General features: G+C 53.4%; 15 protein-coding genes. 1 reads left to right on the forward strand and 14 read right to left on the reverse strand.

Annotated elements, in window-relative coordinates:
• Positions 1–74 precede the first annotated feature (74 nt).
• The 10 genes from GX016_09995 to GX016_10040 form a co-directional block, all read right to left on the reverse strand.
• Positions 75–908, reverse strand: a complete 834-nt coding sequence (locus GX016_09995; GenBank protein ID HHT71875.1) for a phosphoenolpyruvate hydrolase family protein — start codon at positions 906–908, stop codon at positions 75–77.
• A gap of 98 nt (positions 909–1,006) precedes the next feature.
• Positions 1,007–2,350 carry a UPF0261 family protein gene (locus GX016_10000; protein ID HHT71876.1) on the reverse strand — a complete coding sequence of 448 codons (1,344 nt, stop codon included), beginning with the start codon at positions 2,348–2,350 and terminating at the stop codon, positions 1,007–1,009.
• Positions 2,347–3,126 (reverse strand): 2-phosphosulfolactate phosphatase, encoded by a 780-nt coding sequence (locus GX016_10005; protein HHT71877.1) that lies wholly within the window; start codon positions 3,124–3,126, stop codon positions 2,347–2,349. The genes GX016_10000 and GX016_10005 overlap by 4 nt, the downstream gene beginning before the upstream one ends.
• Before the next feature lie 114 nt (positions 3,127–3,240).
• A complete protein-coding gene (locus tag GX016_10010; protein ID HHT71878.1) occupies positions 3,241–4,080 on the reverse strand; it encodes a phosphoenolpyruvate hydrolase family protein in 840 nt (279 codons plus the stop codon).
• Positions 4,081–4,098: 18 nt separating this feature from the next.
• Complete coding sequence (locus tag GX016_10015) at positions 4,099–5,415, reverse strand: ribulose 1,5-bisphosphate carboxylase (protein HHT71879.1); 1,317 nt, start codon at positions 5,413–5,415, stop codon at positions 4,099–4,101.
• 272 nt (positions 5,416–5,687) lie between these two features.
• Complete coding sequence (locus GX016_10020; protein ID HHT71880.1) at positions 5,688–6,272, reverse strand: glycerol-3-phosphate responsive antiterminator; 585 nt, start codon at positions 6,270–6,272, stop codon at positions 5,688–5,690.
• Between the two features lie 483 nt (positions 6,273–6,755).
• Positions 6,756–7,664, reverse strand: coding sequence for a pyruvate ferredoxin oxidoreductase (locus GX016_10025; GenBank protein ID HHT71881.1), 909 nt, complete (start codon positions 7,662–7,664; stop codon positions 6,756–6,758).
• Between the two features lie 13 nt (positions 7,665–7,677).
• Entirely contained in the window at positions 7,678–8,883 is a 1,206-nt protein-coding gene (gene porA, locus GX016_10030; protein ID HHT71882.1) for a pyruvate ferredoxin oxidoreductase, read from the reverse strand.
• Positions 8,884–9,136: 253 nt separating this feature from the next.
• Positions 9,137–9,433: a 4Fe-4S binding protein gene (locus GX016_10035; protein ID HHT71883.1), complete on the reverse strand. Its 297-nt coding sequence runs from the start codon at positions 9,431–9,433 to the stop codon at positions 9,137–9,139.
• Positions 9,430–10,008, reverse strand: a complete 579-nt coding sequence (locus GX016_10040; GenBank protein ID HHT71884.1) for a pyruvate synthase — start codon at positions 10,006–10,008, stop codon at positions 9,430–9,432. The genes GX016_10035 and GX016_10040 overlap by 4 nt, the downstream gene beginning before the upstream one ends.
• Before the next feature lie 300 nt (positions 10,009–10,308).
• On the opposite strand from GX016_10040, the gene nifJ reads away from it, so the two are divergent.
• Positions 10,309–13,836 carry a pyruvate:ferredoxin (flavodoxin) oxidoreductase gene (gene nifJ, locus GX016_10045; protein ID HHT71885.1) on the forward strand — a complete coding sequence of 1,176 codons (3,528 nt, stop codon included), beginning with the start codon at positions 10,309–10,311 and terminating at the stop codon, positions 13,834–13,836.
• Positions 13,837–14,192: 356 nt separating this feature from the next.
• On the opposite strand, the gene GX016_10050 is transcribed toward nifJ, so the two are convergent.
• The 4 genes from GX016_10050 to GX016_10065 form a co-directional block, all read right to left on the reverse strand.
• Entirely contained in the window at positions 14,193–14,822 is a 630-nt protein-coding gene (locus tag GX016_10050) for a class D sortase (protein HHT71886.1), read from the reverse strand.
• 294 nt (positions 14,823–15,116) lie between these two features.
• Entirely contained in the window at positions 15,117–15,875 is a 759-nt protein-coding gene (locus GX016_10055; protein ID HHT71887.1) for an LPXTG cell wall anchor domain-containing protein, read from the reverse strand.
• Between the two features lie 339 nt (positions 15,876–16,214).
• Positions 16,215–16,766: a hypothetical protein gene (locus GX016_10060; GenBank protein ID HHT71888.1), complete on the reverse strand. Its 552-nt coding sequence runs from the start codon at positions 16,764–16,766 to the stop codon at positions 16,215–16,217.
• 535 nt (positions 16,767–17,301) lie between these two features.
• Complete coding sequence (locus GX016_10065) at positions 17,302–17,955, reverse strand: hypothetical protein (protein HHT71889.1); 654 nt, start codon at positions 17,953–17,955, stop codon at positions 17,302–17,304.
• Positions 17,956–18,071: the final 116 nt, after the last annotated feature.

Consider the following 18,071-nt stretch of genomic DNA (forward strand, 5'->3'; position numbering starts at 1 on the left):
CTTTTGTTTCAGTGACCATTTGATTTGTGGAATAACATCAACCGAGCCAGGCTAGGCTATTTCCTAGCCTACTGTTATTTGACCCGGCAGTTCTTGTACCGGCGGGTGATTTCTATAACCGCAGTTTCTGTGGGGATTCGTTCCCCACTGGAACCAGAGGCGTAACCCGCTGCACATGTGTGAATGAGGGAATATTCCGCTGTTTCTACATCTTTGAAGGGGCCGCCGTGAGTAAGGACGATGATCTCGGGATTGGCTTTTGCCGCTGCCTTATAGATTTCCTCAATTTGTTTCGCTGCTTGTTCCAAGGTCTGTGTTTTCGTTGTCCCTGTCAATCCCCCGGCTGTAACCCCAACAATGGCTCCGATCACATCTGCTCCTGCGTTTGCCATCGCCCATCCCTCATCAGCGGTAAAGGCCCAGGCAACGGAAAACAGATTTCTTTTGTGGCAAGTTCTGATCAATTCTACTTCTCTGGAAAAACCGAGACCGACTGCCTCCAGCTGTGCTCCGAATTCCTGCCCATAGATGCCAACGAAGGGTTCATTGGTAAACCCGGAGAACCCCATGGCCAGCAGTTGATCGATAAAGATGTTTATGTCCAGGCGGGGATCGTGGGCACCGATCCCTGCAATACAGGGAGTTTCCTTAACAGCCGGGAGAATATCTCTGGCCATTTTCACCACAAGTTCGTTGGCATTTTCATAAGGGAGCCAAGCCAAAAGGGAAGGTTGGGCGATCATGCGGTAATGAGCAGTGGAGTATACGGCTATTAAATCTGCACCCCCGAGTTCCGCACACCTGGCTGTCAGCCCTGTTCCTGCACCGAACATCAGGAGAGGACTGCCAGCCTTAATCTCTTTTTGCAGATGCTCCAGCACCTCTTGGCGTTGAAATCGCTTTGCCATAAAAACTACCTCCTTCCACTGCATCTTCTGTTCCAATCGAAAACTTCTTATGAGACGCGAGAGCCGGTCCTGTGTCCTGCACCCTCGTCTCGCATCAGCTAAAAGGGCACTATATAGGCAAGGTCCTGGTGACTTCCTTTCTTCCAGGTTCCGTTCAGCATTTCTTCGAGCAGCTCTGACATTAAATCAGAAAACTCCGGTTCATTAAGGTGTTTGTCTACTAGAAGCACATCCAGGTTCGGCTTATCCATGTCAAGTGCTTTTCGCAGTGCCGATATGAAATAGCTTGTGCGCAGCGACCACTGTGGGTTTTCTGGGTCTGCTGCCCAGACTGGTCCTGGGCCCGGGCCGGCCCAACCGAGCTCTTTGTTAGGAGTAGGTAAGTCGCAGGCACCCCAGCCTTTTAATGGTATACAAATAGCTGTTGGCCCCTTGGCGGCATTAAGCTTCTCTGCGATATGTTCACCGATCATGTGGGCCTCCTTAGTAGAGACGCCAACACAGGTTACAGTGGGGTTGTGAACATAAAGCCCCCTACCGGGCTGGTCGGTCTCTTTAAGGAATTTCTGGGGAACTGTCTCTTTGGGACCAAAATTGATCAGATCAAGGCCGCCTGGTGCTATTACCTGAGGAATTCCCATTTCCCCTGCAGCTGTTAAGCGATCAGGTCCCGCGCTAAGCACCCCTCCAAGGAGATAATCCGCGATCTCGTGGGTTGTTATATCCAAAACGCCAACAACAAATCCATCCCTAATCAGTTCTTCCAGGGAGCGTCCGCCGCTTCCTACAGCGTGGTTAATCAAAACATCATAGCCCCTGCCTTCAAAATACTTGGCAGCTCTGAGTACACAGGGTGTGGTGACCCCAAACATCATGCAGCCGATCAGCGGACGTTCATCGGCTACCTCTAGCTTAGGGGAGCTAGCCATGCCTGCCACTGCACCAGCGGCATTGTTAAGGATGGTTCGGGTTACTTTGTTGAGGCCTGCTTCAGCTATGGGGTACATCATGCAGATGTCCTTTGTTCCCACATAAGGGCTGACATCCCCTGAAGCCATGGTGGTAAGCATTAATTTAGGAATGCCCAACGGCAGTGACTGCATGATGCGGGTGGCCATACTTGCACCCATGGATCCGCCGTAAGAAATCATCCCATCCAGCTTTCCTTCTGCCAGGAGTTGGGCCGCGATCTCTTTGGCCCCCTCGACAATGATAGCTGAGGCTTTGCCACGATCCAAAGAGAAGACGTCCTCTTTATTTCGTCCGACCTCCTGCAAGATCCTGCCCACGCTTATATCTGCCCAGCCGACTTCACAGCCAACACTTAGCTCTAGAATAGTTGGTTCCCCACCGGCAGCCTTTACCCTATTTGCCAGGAATTTGATCTCCTGTCCCTTGGTGTCCAGGATGCCAGCTATAAGAATGTTCGGCCGTTTATTCATCTGTTTGACTCCTCCTTTCTTAATAAATCAATAAAAAGGCAGGGAGACCTTTCGATGAGTACAGGTACAACTTCACAAGTATCAATCTTGCTGCAAGATACCAGGTCCTCAGTGCAGTTGATTTCCCTAAGGCGCTGTCCGCTGCTGGACTCTTGGAAAGCGCTGATAATATCTGGATATGATTCATATAGTCTTTGAGCTGCTTGTGCTGCATCAGATAGTCTGGTTTCTGTATTGTTGTTTGACGCAGTTTGGCGAAGGGTCTTTACAAGAAACCCAGCACAGTAGGCATCATCCAGAACGAATCCTCCTTTTTCCCCTGCACAGATGATTCCTATATCTGTGTGGTGTTTGCCAGCAAGTTTCAGCGCCGTTTGGCAACAAGCCTTAGCATTGAGGAAAGAACCTATAAGTACTGCCGGTGCTGAAGCAACCGATTCTACCGCCTTTGTTCCGTTTGTTGTTGTAAGAATCGCGTTCCTGCCATCGGGAGTAAACCTCTGAAGCTCAAAAGGAGAATTGCCGAAGTCAAAACCCTTAACGGTTAGGCCGTTTCGTTCTCCGCCGAGTAACAGTCCTTTAGACCGTGCTAGGGATTTGGCGTCACTGATTGTTTCTGCAGTGTAAACCTTTCGACATCCTTTCGCGAGAAGAGTCACCATGGTGGAGCTGGCCCGGAGCACATCCACAACCACGCAGACTTTACCAAGTAAACAGGGGTTTACACCCGGCGGTACAAGGGCTACATCGATGGTCAGTTTCCGTTTCCTTCGCATTTCTTGATCCCCCTGCCCAAAATGGAAATCGGAAGTCGGAAGTTTGCGATAACTAGCTTGTGACTCAAGGATTCTCATCAATTATCGTTCTTATAAAGGACTTGGCGCGAAAAGCTACCCAAGAGGAATTTCTTTAAACTGCCTGACTGCATCTGCTAGTGGTTTCTCCACTGGGATCCGCTCGATACTAGATGCTCCTAGAAAACCGACCGATTCAGTATTTTCATAGATGTAAGCCGTGTCTTCAGGCATGGCAATGGGGCCGCCATGTGCAAAAATGATCACATCCGGGTTTTTCTGACGAGCTGCCTTTGTCATGTCCCGAATCAAAGCGGCAGCATCTTGCAGGCTCATACCTTCTGCAAATTTGGAGCCGATAGCCCCCCCTCGAGTAAGACCCATATGGCAGATTAAAACATCAAGCTTTGCTTCCCCAACCAGGGCCGCTTCTTCCACATTGAACGCATAGCCCAGGGTAAAGAATCCCAGTTCAGAGGCCAGCTTGAGGGTATCGATCTCCTTGCTGTAGCCCATACCGGTATCTTCCAACTCTTTGCGAAACCGGCCATCGATCAGGCCCACAGTTGGGAAATTCATCACCGCGGAAAAGCCAAGGTCTAGAAGGTGCTTCAAGTATGGCCTCATCTCTCGGGTGGGATCGGTTCCACAGATCCCGGCGATCATGGGCGCCTTGTTTACGACTGGCATGACGCGATTAGCTAGGTCGATGACGATCTGGTTGGCATCTCCGTAGGGCATTAATCCGGCAAGTGAGCCGTTCCCATCCATCCTGTAAAGGCCGGAGTTGTAGACCCCGATCAGATCAGCACCTCCTCGCTCGGCAAATTTTCCCGAAATTCCTGTCCCGGCACCAGCGATAATCACTGGTTTCCCCTCGTTAACGGTTTTTTGCAGCTGCTCCAGTACCTCTTGACGGCTATACTGTTTCGCCACGTTTAGAACCTCCTTAAATTATGTTTTGATATCGAAAAAGGCCTGTTCCTCATTATCTAAAAGGCCCCAGGCCTCAATCGCCCTTTGCAGCTCGGGATGCTGTTTCCCGGCTTCTTCAAGAGTAATCCCCTCTAAAGTGGCCTCGATAGCCTGCCTCATCGCTTTTCCACCTGCCACAGGTCCCATGGGATGGCCGTGAATTGCTCCACCCGCGCCCAATATACAGTCTTTCCCTAGACCCTGGATGATAGCTGGGACCACAGCAGGCATAACCCCTCCACCAGGCATGGGGAAAGACGGCTTAATATGCAACCACTTCCCAAGAAGGTGATGCCCAATTTGGAGATAGCGTTCTTTTAGGAAAGGGAACTTTCCGAAGGGGCTTGGGTAAACCACCATATCCGCACCCGCCAGCCGCGCCAATTTCCCCAAAATCAAATGGGAGCTTATACCGGAGTAAGGGGATTCATACATAGTTCCGGCAAAATCCAAGTGGGCAAGGATGGGAACGTTTATATTGGTGTCTTCTGCGAGCCCCTGAAGTGCTGAGATACCGACTGTGAGGTAGTTGATCATTAGGGCATTGGCCCCGGCATCAAGAGCCCGTTTGGCATTATCTTTTATCTTGTCGGCACGGTCAGTGATGTTCACTGTGTAAAGGACTTTGCTGCCAGTTCTTTCATAATGGCGCTTTGCTTCGGCCATGTAAAGCTTAATCCGTTCCTCCATAGGGCAAAAAGGTGGGTCTGCGATCAGTTCGTCATCTTTGACAATGTCCACGCCGCCGCGGAGAGCGTCAGCAAAGAGCTTTGCTCCTACTTCAGGTGTATACCCTGTGCACGGCTTGATCATATTATTGAGAAGCGGTCGCTCCGGAACACCTAACAGATCCCTGATACCCTGTGTTCCGAACCTGGGGCCTTGGAATGATTCGAGGAAGTTTTTCGGAAATTGCAGATCAAGAAGCTTCAGTTTCCCTGACATGGAGATATTGCCGATCACTGTGCTGAGCAGCATAGGGATCTGAGGACCGAAGTTCACCGCCGGATAAGCCAGCTGGAAAACAAAATGCCTGGCTTCCAAGTGGTAAGGTACCTCAAATTCATGAGCGGGCACTTCATAAATACCAACCACTTTCGCCACATGTTTTTGCCGCACCTCAAGGGTTTCCTCAGGGACGGGAACCCAGGTGCCTGTTGTCTGCTCCACAGCAATGGCGCTAACCTTTTTTACGATGTCAGTTTCAACAGCAGTCTCCAGATAATAGGTGGCGATTACGTACTGTTCTTCTTCAGCAATTTGTTCTGGTAGGGCGAGCATTGTTAATTCGGACATGGTTTTTGCCTCCTCCGGTTGTATTAGTTCGTCCTTATTGGTTGTTATCTATAAGAGCCCAAATCGTTTGCTAACAGAACCACCCCTTACGTTGCTGAACTGGCAAGAACCGTTCACCTGGCAAAAGCAAAAGTCCTACCCTTCCAGACGCTTACGCCTGGACCAAGGTAGGACTCACTCTCATCTCTAGTCCCATTAATATTCGATTAGCTTCAATATAGTTTCTAATATATCATATTCGTCATGTAAGAGAAAAATCCTCTTTTTCGGGTCTAAAGGTTCCAAAGATTTCTTGCGCTTGTATCTACCCCAACGGCTCCAGCATCTAAAAGCAACTTTACTTCTTCTGGAGTTTTGACTAAACCGGCACCGATCACCGGCTGTTTGAAGTGTTTACGGAGGGTAGAGATAACCTTTGAAACCATCAGCCCTGGGAGCACTTCTATAAAGTCGGGGTTAGACATCTGTAGGACTTTGATTCCCGTTTCGATGGAAGGCGAGTCATGGACGAACAGCCGGTGGACTGCGATAATTCCTTGTTTTCGCGCCACAGCGACTAAATGGCGGTTAGGGGTAACGATTCCATCTACAGCTGCTTTCTCTTTTAAAAACTTGACCGCTGCCTCATCGCGCCCAAGCCCATCGATCAGGTCGATATGGACAAAAACGATTTTATTATTTTTATACAGCTCAAGGGCACGTTCTTCGATGTCAAAAATGCTACCGGAAGAGATGAGGGCTACCCGTGCCCGACTGGAGATCAGGGCCGGCATATCACTCTGTCGCTGTAGTGAGGGAATGATCGGATAATCCCGGAGTATTCTAAGGAGTTCGTTTCGCCTGTAGGCTTGTGGCACTGGCGTCCACCTCCTTTCCCTTTTCGACGGAGGCACTTGAATACTATCCCAGGCCTGTCGCGAGGATTATCCTCGAAAATGTGGGTGTCCTATTGCAGGTAGTGGCTATTGGTTTTAATCAGCCCCTCACAACTTGGCCAAGAATATTTGAACCTGCATACGTCGATCTATGCCAGATTAACAACCCTTAGATAAATGTATTACCCATATTAGGAACAGTTTGACACGGGTGGGTCCGATTCCTGCCTAATATTTCCTCAGCCTTGATAGAAATGGTCGCCATGCCGCTCTATAGTGCAATTGCCCCGGCACGGGACGGGACAGAGCCCGTCCCCTGTACTCCTGTCAGGTGGAAAACACTGCAGGTGGGGGCAGCTTGCATTTGAAGGATGGTCCTTTGTGTCCGCCCGTGCCCCGTGACGTGAAGCATCGGAGAATCCATTCTATACGCATCGGTACACCTTTTGGGGGAGGCCAGAGCTCCTACCCCGCTTCCCCACAGCGCTCCAGCAGTTTGGTCCACTCCTGGTCCACCCGCTGCTGGAGCCGCTCTATTTCTTGTTGGCCTTCGTCAGTGAACAAATGGCGAAAGCGGCCTTGTTTTCGGATCCAGGTCTCAATGGGTTTTTTCTCCCGCGGCTTGTAAGAAAGCTTCCACTTTCCATGATCCACTTCGTACAGCGGCCAGTAGCAGGTCTCCACCGACAGCCGCGTAAGTTCTATTCCCTCACGGGTATCGTAGCGCCAGCCGCGGGGACAGGGGGCCATGGTGTTGATAAACGACGGTCCGTCCACCGACAACGCCTTTTGCACTTTGGCCATGAGATCCATAAAATGGCTGGGTGACGCCTGAGCAGCATAAGGTATATTATGGGCCGCCATAATGGCGGTAAGGTCTTTGCGCCACTGTCTTTTACCGGGGCTTTCCCGCCCGGCCGGGCTAGTGGTGGTATCGGCAAACAGCGGCGTGGCGCTGGAACGCTGGATGCCGGTGTTCATATAGGCGCCGTTGTCATAGCAGATATAGAGCATATCGTGCCCCCGCTCCATGGCTCCGGATAAAGACTGCAAGCCGATGTCATAGGTGCCGCCGTCGCCGCCGAAGGCGATGAATTTCACTTCTCTGTTGATCTTCCCCTGTTTTCTCAGCGACCGGTAGGCGGTCTCCACCCCACTTAGAGTCGCGGCAGCATTTTCAAACGCATTGTGGATGTAACCACAACGCCAGGCGGTGTAAGGAAAAATCGTACTGGCCACTTCCAGGCAGCCAGTGGCATTGGCCACCACCACCGACCGATCCCCCACGGCCAGGGCCACCTGCCGTACCACCACCGGGGCCACGCAGCCGGCACACATACGATGGCCCGGTGAGAAAAAAGATTCGTGCTCCATAAGCTCCTTTAGATTAGGCACGAACTATCGCCTCCTCCCGTACACCTAGATACCGCACCAGCGGATCGGCCTCGCCCGTAGTAACCATGTGCTCCAAGTCCCGATAAACACTTCTAATGTCAGCCAGATTTGCATCCCGACCGCCCAGGCCATAGATGTAATTTACCGCCGGCGGCCGCGTGGGCGCATCGTACAAAGCGGCCCGGACTTCTTTAAACAGCGGTCCACCAAAACCGGCATAGCTGTCGGTCCGATCCAAGATGGCAATGGCTTTTACCGGGGCCAAGGCTGCTTTGATTTCTTGATAGGGGAAGGGCCGGAAAACCCTAGGTTTAAGGACCCCGGCTTTAATCCCTAGCTGGCGTAGTTCATCCACCACCACCCGCGTCGTGCCAGCGGTGGACGATAGTACCACAATAGCTATCTCGGCATCATCCAGCTGGTACGGTTCCAGCAAATCATAGTGGCGGCCGGTCAAAGCTTGGTATTCCTGGGCGATCTCACGAATCACCGGCTGGGCCCTTACCATGGCTTCGGCCTGAGCGCGCTTGATTTCCATGTAATAATCATACAGGGCCAGCGGACCCACTGTAACCGGGCTATCCAGATTAAGGAGCGCCGGCCGGTGAGGGATAAATTCGCCCCCAAAACGCTGCACGTCCTCGTCCGCTAAAATCTCTAAGTTCTCCAAAGCATGGCTGATAATAAAGCCGTCCATGCAGACCATAACCGGCAGCTGAATGTCGGGATGCTCGGCGATTCTTACGGCCTGGATCAAGTTATCGTAAGCTTCCTGGGTGTTTTCTGAATACACCTGGATCCAACCGGCATCTCGGGCCCCCATGGTATCGCTGTGGTCGCCGTGGATGTTGATAGGCCCGCTTAAGGCCCGATTCACCACCGGCATTACAATGGGCAACTGGTTAGAAGCAGCAATATACAGTACTTCGAACATATAAGCCAGCCCTTGCGACGACGTGGCCGTCATGGCCCGGACCCCGCTGGCTGCTGCTCCCACCACTGCACTTAGAGCCGAGTGTTCGCTTTCCACGGTAACAAACTCCGTCTTTACCATGCCGTTGGCCACGTAACTGGAAAACAGTTGCACAATCTCCGTCTGCGGCGTAATCGGGTACGCCGCCACCACATCGGGGTTGATCTGCTTCATGGCTAGAGCCATGGCTTCGTTTCCCGTAAGCGCAATTCTCTCTTGCAACATGTTCCCTCCCTTAAGGTATGGCTGTTAAGGCATGTTTTATGTCACTCTGAGCGCACTGAAGAGTCTTTCCTGCGCTTCGCCTGGATCCTTCGCTTCGCTCAGGATGACAAATGGCAACCTTTAGGATGTCAAATTGTGACCTGGTGACCTTTAGGATGTCAAATGGCAACCTTCAGGATGATAATCTTGACCATCTTCTATGCTGTGACTTTTCACACAGTCTGACAAACCCGATGCCAGCAACGCGGAAGCGTTATCCGCTATCTGTCTCCGCCACCATCTCCAACGCCTTAGGCTTAGACGGACACTCGTTGGCGCAAATACCGCACCCTTTGCAGTGCTTATAGTCGATTCCTGCCACCTTGCCTCCTTGGTTTAGGATGGACGAATCGGGACAGTAGACAAAACAGCGCAGGCATTGGATGCAGTTTTCTTCGATCCAGACTGGCTTGATCGTGCGCCAATCCCCGGTCTCGTACTCGGCAGCGTTACCTTTTTTCTCCAGCCAGCCGGCCACCGGCACTTCTTGCCACGACAGCAATCGGCTCACTCACCCTGCACCTCCTTATGCGCTCGGCGCACCGCCTCCAAGTTACCTTGAACAATTTGCGGCCGGTCGGCAAATTTACGGGCCAGTTTCTTTTCCGTATCCACTAATAGCTGCTGAAGCGACATAATCTCCGTCACCCGCACTAACGCCCCCAATAGCGGTGTGTTAGGGATCGGCCGGCCGATGGTCTCCTCGGCAATGCGGCTGGCATTGACGGTATACACCCGCTGGCCTTGAGTTTTAAGCGCCGGCTTAATATCACTGGGACTGCGATCGGTGTTAATGAGAATCATGCCATCTGGCGGCATACCGCTGGTAACATCACCGTGGCGGATCAAGGTGGGATCCAGCACCACCACGATCCGGGGCTCGGTAACATGACAATGCAGCTCGATGGGCCGGTCGCTGATGCGGGTAAAAGCCTGCACCGGGGCTCCCATCCGCTCCGGCCCGTATTCAGGAAAGCCTTGGATGAATTTGCCTGCTGCTGCCGCGGCTTCAGCCAACAGTTGGGCGGCTGTTTTAGCCCCTTGGCCACCGCGGCCGTGCCACCTAATCTCCAATATTTCAGCCACAACTTTACCTCCTTTAACAGTTGACCCCACTGTCCCTATCTGTGGTCTATTATCGCTGCTTACTCCCCTTGGTATTGTCAGCCTTTGCCGCTAGTATTTGCTCTAACCACAAGCTTTATCACATTTCGGACCTGAGCCCGATGTCAGTAGAAAAATGTATACAAGTTTTCAAGTTAAGGGAGGAAATCCCCCACTTTGTGTGGAATTTAACTAAGCACGGCTGTCTTCGTTTGATTAAATTATAGCCGGTATCGTCTGGTACGCCCTCCAGAAGATCCGGCTAAAAAAGGGGTCGATAATATGTTCAAACAAACTGTAGATGGCAACACGGCAGCGGCCCACGTGGCCTATGCCTTTAGTGACGTAGCTGCCATCTACCCCATCACACCGTCTTCGCCCATGGCCGAGCTTGGTGATGCTTGGGCCGCGCATGGGCGCAAAAACATTTGGGGCCAAAAGCTGCTTGTCTCTGAGCTGCAATCGGAAGGAGGGGCCGCCGGCGCGGTCCATGGCTCGCTGGCCGCCGGTGCCTTCACCACCACCTTTACCGCCTCCCAGGGGCTACTGCTGATGGTTCCCAACATGTACAAGATCGCCGGCGAGCATCTGCCGGCAGTGTTCCATGTCACCGCCCGGGCAGTGGCAGCACATGCTCTGTCCATTTTCGGTGACCACTCCGACGTCATGGCTACTCGCCAGACCGGGTTTGCCCTCCTGGCTTCCGGTTCGGTCCAAGAGGCCCATGACATGGCCCTGATAGCCCACCTGGCCACTATCAAGGCCGAAGTGCCTTTTGTCCATTTCTTCGATGGTTTCCGTACATCTCACGAGATCCAAAAAATTGAGATGCTGGACTACGATGAAATGGCCCAGCTGGTAGACATGGAAGCGGTGAAGAAATTCCGTCAGCGCGCCCTCACTCCAGAACAGCCCATCCAACGGGGCACAGCGCAAAACCCGGATATTTTCTTCCAAGCCCGCGAAGCCGGCAACCCGTATTACCTGGCCACTCCGGATATTGTCCAAGAGGTAATGGACGAGGCGGCCACGGTTCTGGGACGGCGTTACCGTCTGTTTGATTACGCCGGCGCGCCCGATGCCACTGATGTTATTATAACAATGGGTTCCAGCATCGAAGCCGTGGAAGAAACAGTCAATCACCTGGTGGCCCAGGGTCGCAAAGTGGGCGTGGTGAAAGTGCGACTGTATCGTCCGTTCTCAGCTAAACATTTCCTCCAGGTATTACCGGCCACCTGTAAGCGGATTGCCGTTCTGGATCGGACCAAAGAACCAGGTGCCGTAGGTGAACCGCTGTACCAGGATGTTTGCACTGTCCTGAAGGAAAACGGCAAGAAAATTACCGTCATCGGCGGCCGCTATGGTCTGGGTTCCAAGGAATTTACCCCGTCCATGGTAAACGCTGTGTTCGAAAATCTAGCCGCGGTCGGTCCCATCAATCACTTCAGTGTTGGTATTGTGGATGACGTAACCTTCAACTCGCTCCCAATCACCAAAGAAATCACCGCTGAACCGGAAGGTACCATTCGCTGCAAATTCTTCGGTCTAGGTTCGGACGGCACAGTGGGTGCCAACAAAAACTCCATTAAAATCATCGGCGACTACACCGATATGTATGCCCAAGGCTACTTTGTCTACGACTCCAAGAAGTCAGGCGGAATCACCATTTCTCACCTGCGGTTCGGCCATGTCCCCATCACCTCTCCTTATCTGATCACCGAGGCCGACTTCATCGCCTGCCACAATCCGGCCTACGTTGGCAAGTACGACCTGTTGGCCGGCATCAAGCAAGGCGGAACCTTCCTCCTGAACTCACCCTGGAGTCTGGAGCAGATGGAAACCGAGCTGCCGGCAGCATTAAAGCGCACCATCGCTAAGAAGCAGCTCAAATTCTACAACGTAGACGCCGAGAGTATTGCCTCACAAGTGGGTCTGGGCGGACGGATCAACACCATTATGCAGACCGCCTTCTTCGAGATTGCCAATGTTATTGAGCCTAAACAAGCCATTGAATATATCAAAGAAGCCATCCGAGAAACCTTCGGTCGCCGCGGCGAAAAGATCGTCAACATGAACATCGCCGCCGTGGATAAAGCCCTGGAGGCCCTGGAAGAGATCCATTATCCGGCCACGTGGGCCGAGGCCAAGGACCTGCCGGTGGAAGAAGTAGAAGAGCCGGATTTTGTTAAGAATGTGATGCGGCCCATGCTGCGCCTGGAAGGGGATAAACTCCCTGTAAGCGCTTTCAGCCATGACGGTTCCTTCCCTGTAGGTACCACTAAGTATGAAAAACGCGGCATTGCCGTGGAAGTACCGCGCTGGCTGCCGGAAAACTGCATCCAGTGTAACCAGTGCGCCTTCATCTGCCCCCATGCTGCCATCCGGCCCTATCTGGCCACGGAAGACAGCCTGAAAGATGCACCGGCCGATTTTGTCGCTGTACCGGCCAAGGGCCTGCCTAAAGACAAGGCCGATCTGGAACTTAAATTCCGTCTCCAGCTATCACCGCTGGATTGCACCGGCTGCAGCAACTGTGTGGACGTTTGTCCGTCTAAAGACAAGGCCCTGGTGATGGAGCCGTTGGCCTCGCTGGCAGAAAAAGAAGCCGTCAACTGGGAATTTGCCCAAACCCTGCCGGAAGTAGATAGCGGCACCTCGCTGAGCACCGTAAAGGGAAGCCAGTTCTCCCAGCCGCTGTTTGAGTTCTCCGGTGCCTGTGCCGGCTGCGGTGAGACTCCTTATCTCAAGGTCATCACCCAGCTCTTTGGCGATCGCATGATAGTGGCCAATGCCACCGGTTGCTCATCCATCTACGGCGGCAGTGCTCCCGCCTGCCCCTACACCACCAACCGCCAGGGTCGGGGACCGGCGTGGGCCAACTCCTTGTTCGAAGATAACGCTGAATTCGGCTTTGGCATGAGCTTGGCAGTAAAGAGTCGCCGGGAACAATTAGCCGAACTGGTAAAACAGGCTCTGGCCCAGGAAGGCCTTGATGCCGAGCTTAAAGGCGCTCTGGCCCAGTGGCTGGAAAACAAAGACGATGCTGTTGGCGCCCGCCAGGCAGGCGACGCCATTAAGGCACTGCTCCCAGCAGCCTTGGCCGAGGCCGATGGGGCGCTCAAGTGCTACCTGGCTCAAATTGCCGAGCATAGCAACGATCTAGGCAAGCCGTCCCTGTGGATCTTTGGCGGTGACGGTTGGGCTTATGATATTGGGTACGGCGGACTGGATCATGTCCTGGCTAGCGGCGCCGACGTGAATGTGCTGGTACTGGATACCGAAGTGTACTCCAACACCGGCGGTCAGTCCTCCAAGGCCACGCCCACCGGGGCTACGGCCAGATTTGCGGAGGCCGGCAAACCCACCAAGAAGAAGGATCTGGGGCTCATGGCCATGACTTACGGCTATGTCTATGTGGCCTCAGTCGCCATGGGTGCCAACCGCAACCAATACTTGAAAGCCATCACAGAAGCCGAAAGTTACGACGGCCCGGCCCTGATTGTGGCTTATGCACCGTGCATCAACCACGGTATCAACATGAGCCGCAGCCAGTACCAACAGAAGCTGGCCGTGGACGCCGGTTACTGGCCGCTGTATAGATTCAATCCGGAGTTAGCCAAAGAGGGTAAGAACCCCCTCACCTTAGATTCCAAGGAACCCACGCTTGATTATATCGAGCACCTCCGGACCGAAATTCGGTACAACGCCTTAGAGCGTCAGTTCCCCGATCGGGCTGAAGAGCTGTTTGCCAAAGCAGCCGAAGAAGCTCGGGCCCGCTACGAACTGTACAAGAAGCTAACCCAGCTTTAGCACCGGCTCACCCCTGTCATTCTGAAGGAGCGTAGCGACTGAAGAATCTTAACTGGGCAGGCAGGATAGCAACAATGGAAGCTTTCATGGCATAAAAAAGGGCCGTTCCCTTAGCTTTCACTTAAGGGGACGGCTCCTTTTCTATTATCATGGTTGGTCGGCCTGAGTCGTTTCATCCATGCCTTAAACGGGCACGTTTTGGCCACTACCTTGTATACCCTTGATGGTGCAGACGGTTTTGGCGGCCGATAAATTCGGTCTCCATGGTTTAAGCTTATGGACATTGAACGCCTCCCCTTTCCTTCACCGCCGTTACCCCTGGGGGGCTCCCAGATCATGAGGAACTGACTCCCGCCCTATGGTACCAACTTCCCCCGGACCACTAACCTTAGCGACGGTTTCCGGCTGTAGTCACAAGTGATTAGGGTAATGAGCTTCTCCTCGCCCACAGGCTCCAGTACCCAGGTTTCCTCCGGCTTAACCACCAGCACTTCAAACACCCGGTAAAGATGAGTATTGTCCGGACTGATAAATTCCATGCGGTCGCCTTTACCCAGCTCATGCAAGCGGTTAAAGTGGCGGCCGTAAGTGCGCATACGATGGCCGGCGATCACGTAGTTGCCCCCTTCCCCCGGCCCGGCAGTATCGGCCACATGGGCCACCGAGATGTTCAGGTTCTCTTTAGTATCTTTCTTCAGCACCGGTATCTTCAGCCCAATCTTGTCGATGGCCAGGATCCCTTCCATATTTTCCTGGATGTATTTCTCCCGGGCCGGGTCCGGAGCCGGCCCTGGGGCAGGGGCTGTCGCTTCCTCCTGCCCCACACCTGTCTCTTTAGCCGCCGCCAGTACCGCTGCCGACTGGACCTTCCCCCAACCCTGAAGAAACTGCTGCTGGCGGTAATCGAAATATCGTTCCCGCGCCGCAGGGTAAGCCAGCAAACCTAGGCCGGTTAGAATAAGAATTGCCGCCAACAACCGCCGCATGAGTATTCAATCCTTTGCCTCTTATTTTGTCATCCTGCCTGTCCAGAGCGAAGCGTGGGGAGCGAAGCGTGGGGAGCGAAGCGGAGGGAGCGAAGCGAAGGATCTTCCCTAGCGAAGGGGACGGGCCGGGTCGGAGCCCGGTCCCTATGCCCTGGTGGCAGAATCAACACCCCGTGGAGGGGGGGCTCCGTGCCCGCCCAGTTCCCCGTTAACACACGCCGTTGCGGTGGTATTGGTAGGGGCTGGGACAGAGCCCAGCCCCTACCCGTTGGCTGAGTGGTAAACGCCTCGTCCCTACCGGCGTTTCCGGCCCCAGGCCATCTGCGTCCCGGCCAGGAGCGCCAACCCCCCGAGCAGATAGAAAGGAGTGGGCGCCTCTTCGCCGGTCTTAGGCATCACCGGCGGCACACCGATGGGTACCGGCTCCGGCGGCACCTCTAGCGGAGGTTCGGGCGGGATCTCCGGCGGCCCTATCGGCGGCTCCTCCGGCGGCACCTCTATTTCCTCGGGCGGTTTGGGTTTGGGTTTGTCGCCCCCATCCCCTCCGCCGTCATCGCTGGTTTGAGCGGTAAATATCCACTTCACACTGGCAGTCTTACCCTGGTAATCATTCCCTGTTTCCGGACCAGGGAGATGAACTGTAGCCACCAGGTTTCCGCTTTCTCCAGGACGAAAGCGACCCAAAGAAATGGTATCGCCGGCAAATCCGGCTACCGGTCCCTGGTACAACTTCTCCCCCCGGTAAGTGACCGTAAGCTCCAGCAACTCCAGTAGACCAGGCTCTAAATCAGGGCCGTCTGTTAGATCTTTGGCCTGGAGCCAAAGATCGTACCACCGGGAGTAATTATTTCGGATCTTAATAGTTGCCGTCCGGGTATCCCCTGGATTCATGTTTCTTAAATCGAACAGCTTTCCCTGTGCCAGCACCAGTACCAACCCCGCCGACTCTCCTACCAGCTCTAGATCTATCGGCTGGGCCCAGGCCGGTGCCGCTACCAACAATAACACCACCGTCATGACCACTGTCACTATAATCTTCGTTCTTGTTTTCAAACGGCTACCCTCCTTTCCGCCAGGGGGTAGATAGTCTCTAGCGGGCCGAGCCCCGGTAACCGCTGGGCCAGGCCCGGATTGGCGTTATGTTGCTTTAGGATTCTTCAGTCGCTACGCTCCTTCAGAATGACAGAACCTTCTCGGTTGTCATCCCGAGCCTCTGATTTTGTCATCCTGAGCCTCTATTCTTTGTCATCCTGAGCGTAGCGAAGGATCTTGCTTAGCGCAGGAAAGACTCCTCACTTCGTTCAGAGTGACAGTCAAGTTGGGTTCGGTGAAGTTAGGTTCGGAGTGACATAAAAGTGAGTTCGGAGTGACAAATAAGATGGTATGGACAGTTTAAGGCGACCACGGCTGCACGCCAGGCGGCAAAGAAATAAGTCCCCAAACGGTCTGGTACGCATTATGGGAAGCCTGCACCGCTTCGGCGCTAACCACGATGTCCAGGGTCTCGCCTTGATACTCCTCGCCGGTGGTAGCCGGGTCCAGGGTCACTGAAGCCAAGAGCAGTTCTGTGACCTCGCCTTGGTACAGGATAAACTTGTAGTAATACCAGCCGTCAGTATGGTGCACCCAGTTGCCGTTACTTAGATTGAGGATAACATTGTCAATGGGCAAGCTGGGATCAGACCAAACCGGAGTCAACGCCACCCGCACATAGACGCCCTTGGTGCCGATGCTCTTCACCGAGACTTCTTTGGTCGCGGTCTGGCCTGGCTGCCAAGCGGTCGGCGGTGTGAAGCTTTCTTCTACCTCAATCACCACCGTGCCGGCGGTAAATTGGTTGGTTTTAGACTCTGGGGTAGAGCCAAACCAAGCTGCAGTGCCGCCCACCACCAGCAGCCCAGCCAGAGACAAAACCAGTAAACCGATCAAAATGCTTTTTCTCATCTACTCTATCCCCTCCTTATAGGGGGTAGACACCCTTGTTACCTTTAGGGGTGACACCATCAGAAGGATCAAAATGGTATCTAACACCGAAGGCTTGATTTTCAGCCTCATGTTTACTCATCCGGCCACATGGCGTAGCTTCGGGTTGCCGTTCTTGGCGAAGGGTGAGGTTAGCGCATCGGACGCAGCAGGTCTAGACGCGCTCCGAACCGAGCCCTAGAACGGTCGAAGCGAAGTCCCGAAGTCGGGGAGTAAACACGGGCCAATGTAAAGTTGTTACCAGGATGGTATGTTACTCCAGGCGGGCCGGGCCCCGGCAGGTTGCCGGGACCGGCCTAAACTAACATTATCTCCGCTAACTAGATGCGAGGTACGGGGATCGTCAGACTGTGTGAAAGACCATAGTATGGAAGCTGGTCAGATTCGTCATCCCGAGCGGAACGAAGGATCTTGCGTAGCGCAGGAAAGACTCTTCACTTCGTTCAGAGTGACACAAAAAGATAGGTTGGCGAGTTTTCCTCTGCTTCCTGCTTGGTTAAAATGCTTCCTGTTGGTGCGGATCTTCCCCTTCAAACCAAACATCAATCCAGGCATCGTGAGTGCACTGCACCGCTTCAGCCTCAACTTCGATCTCCAAGACTTTGCCCTGGTACTCATTGCCAGTCTTGGGGCCGTCCAGGCACACCCTGTCGATCAGGTGGGATGTTGCGTCATAGCCTTCCCCTGCCTCCTTCTCAAACGTGCCCTGCAATGAAATCAGGCCCTCTCCATCGTGGTAATAATACCAGCCATCATCACCCAACAGCCAGTCTGGTCCAACGCCCGTGTCAAATCCGTCACCATCAAAATATTTGTAAATGACATTTGCAGTGGACAATGGTTTCTCTGTGTCGGGATCAAGGGCCGGCGTTTGTCCGCCTTCGTTATACCAGGTCGGGGTCAGCTTCACCCGGACAAAGGCGCACTTGGTACCAGTGTTCTCCACATAGACCACTTTCTCGTTGCAGTCGCCAGGGTTCCAATTCCCTTCCTCTTCAAAATCGTCTACCAAGTTGATTTCTACTGTGCCGGCGGTAAACTCGTTGGTTACCGGGTCCGCTGTGGCGGTGAACCAGGCCATGGTACCGCCGATGATCAGCAGTGCGGCCAGGGACAGGACCAATAAGCTAATCTGAACACTTTTTCTCATTTAAGCTTTCCTCCTTAAGGTTTAGATTTGATGGAAAACCTTAGAACGCCGCTTAATATTACGCTTGACGGCTATTGGGAGCTGTTTTTTGTTCCACCTCCTCGCCGTCGTTCTTA

It is taken from the genome of Bacillota bacterium (assembly GCA_012837285.1).
Classification (GTDB): domain Bacteria; phylum Bacillota; class DTU030; order DUMP01; family DUMP01; genus DUNI01.

Coding starts and splice junctions, on each gene's coding strand:
- GX016_09995 (HHT71875.1), bottom strand. CDS start 908: ATGGCAAAGCGATTTCAACGCCAAGAGGTGCTGGAGCATCTGCAAAAA.
- GX016_10000 (HHT71876.1), bottom strand. CDS start 2,350: ATGAATAAACGGCCGAACATTCTTATAGCTGGCATCCTGGACACCAAG.
- GX016_10005 (HHT71877.1), bottom strand. CDS start 3,126: ATGCGAAGGAAACGGAAACTGACCATCGATGTAGCCCTTGTACCGCCG.
- GX016_10015 (HHT71879.1), bottom strand. CDS start 5,415: ATGTCCGAATTAACAATGCTCGCCCTACCAGAACAAATTGCTGAAGAA.
- GX016_10025 (HHT71881.1), bottom strand. CDS start 7,664: ATGGAGCACGAATCTTTTTTCTCACCGGGCCATCGTATGTGTGCCGGC.
- porA (HHT71882.1), bottom strand. CDS start 8,883: ATGTTGCAAGAGAGAATTGCGCTTACGGGAAACGAAGCCATGGCTCTA.
- nifJ (HHT71885.1), top strand. CDS start 10,309: ATGTTCAAACAAACTGTAGATGGCAACACGGCAGCGGCCCACGTGGCC.
- GX016_10050 (HHT71886.1), bottom strand. CDS start 14,822: ATGCGGCGGTTGTTGGCGGCAATTCTTATTCTAACCGGCCTAGGTTTG.
- GX016_10060 (HHT71888.1), bottom strand. CDS start 16,766: ATGAGAAAAAGCATTTTGATCGGTTTACTGGTTTTGTCTCTGGCTGGG.
- GX016_10065 (HHT71889.1), bottom strand. CDS start 17,955: ATGAGAAAAAGTGTTCAGATTAGCTTATTGGTCCTGTCCCTGGCCGCA.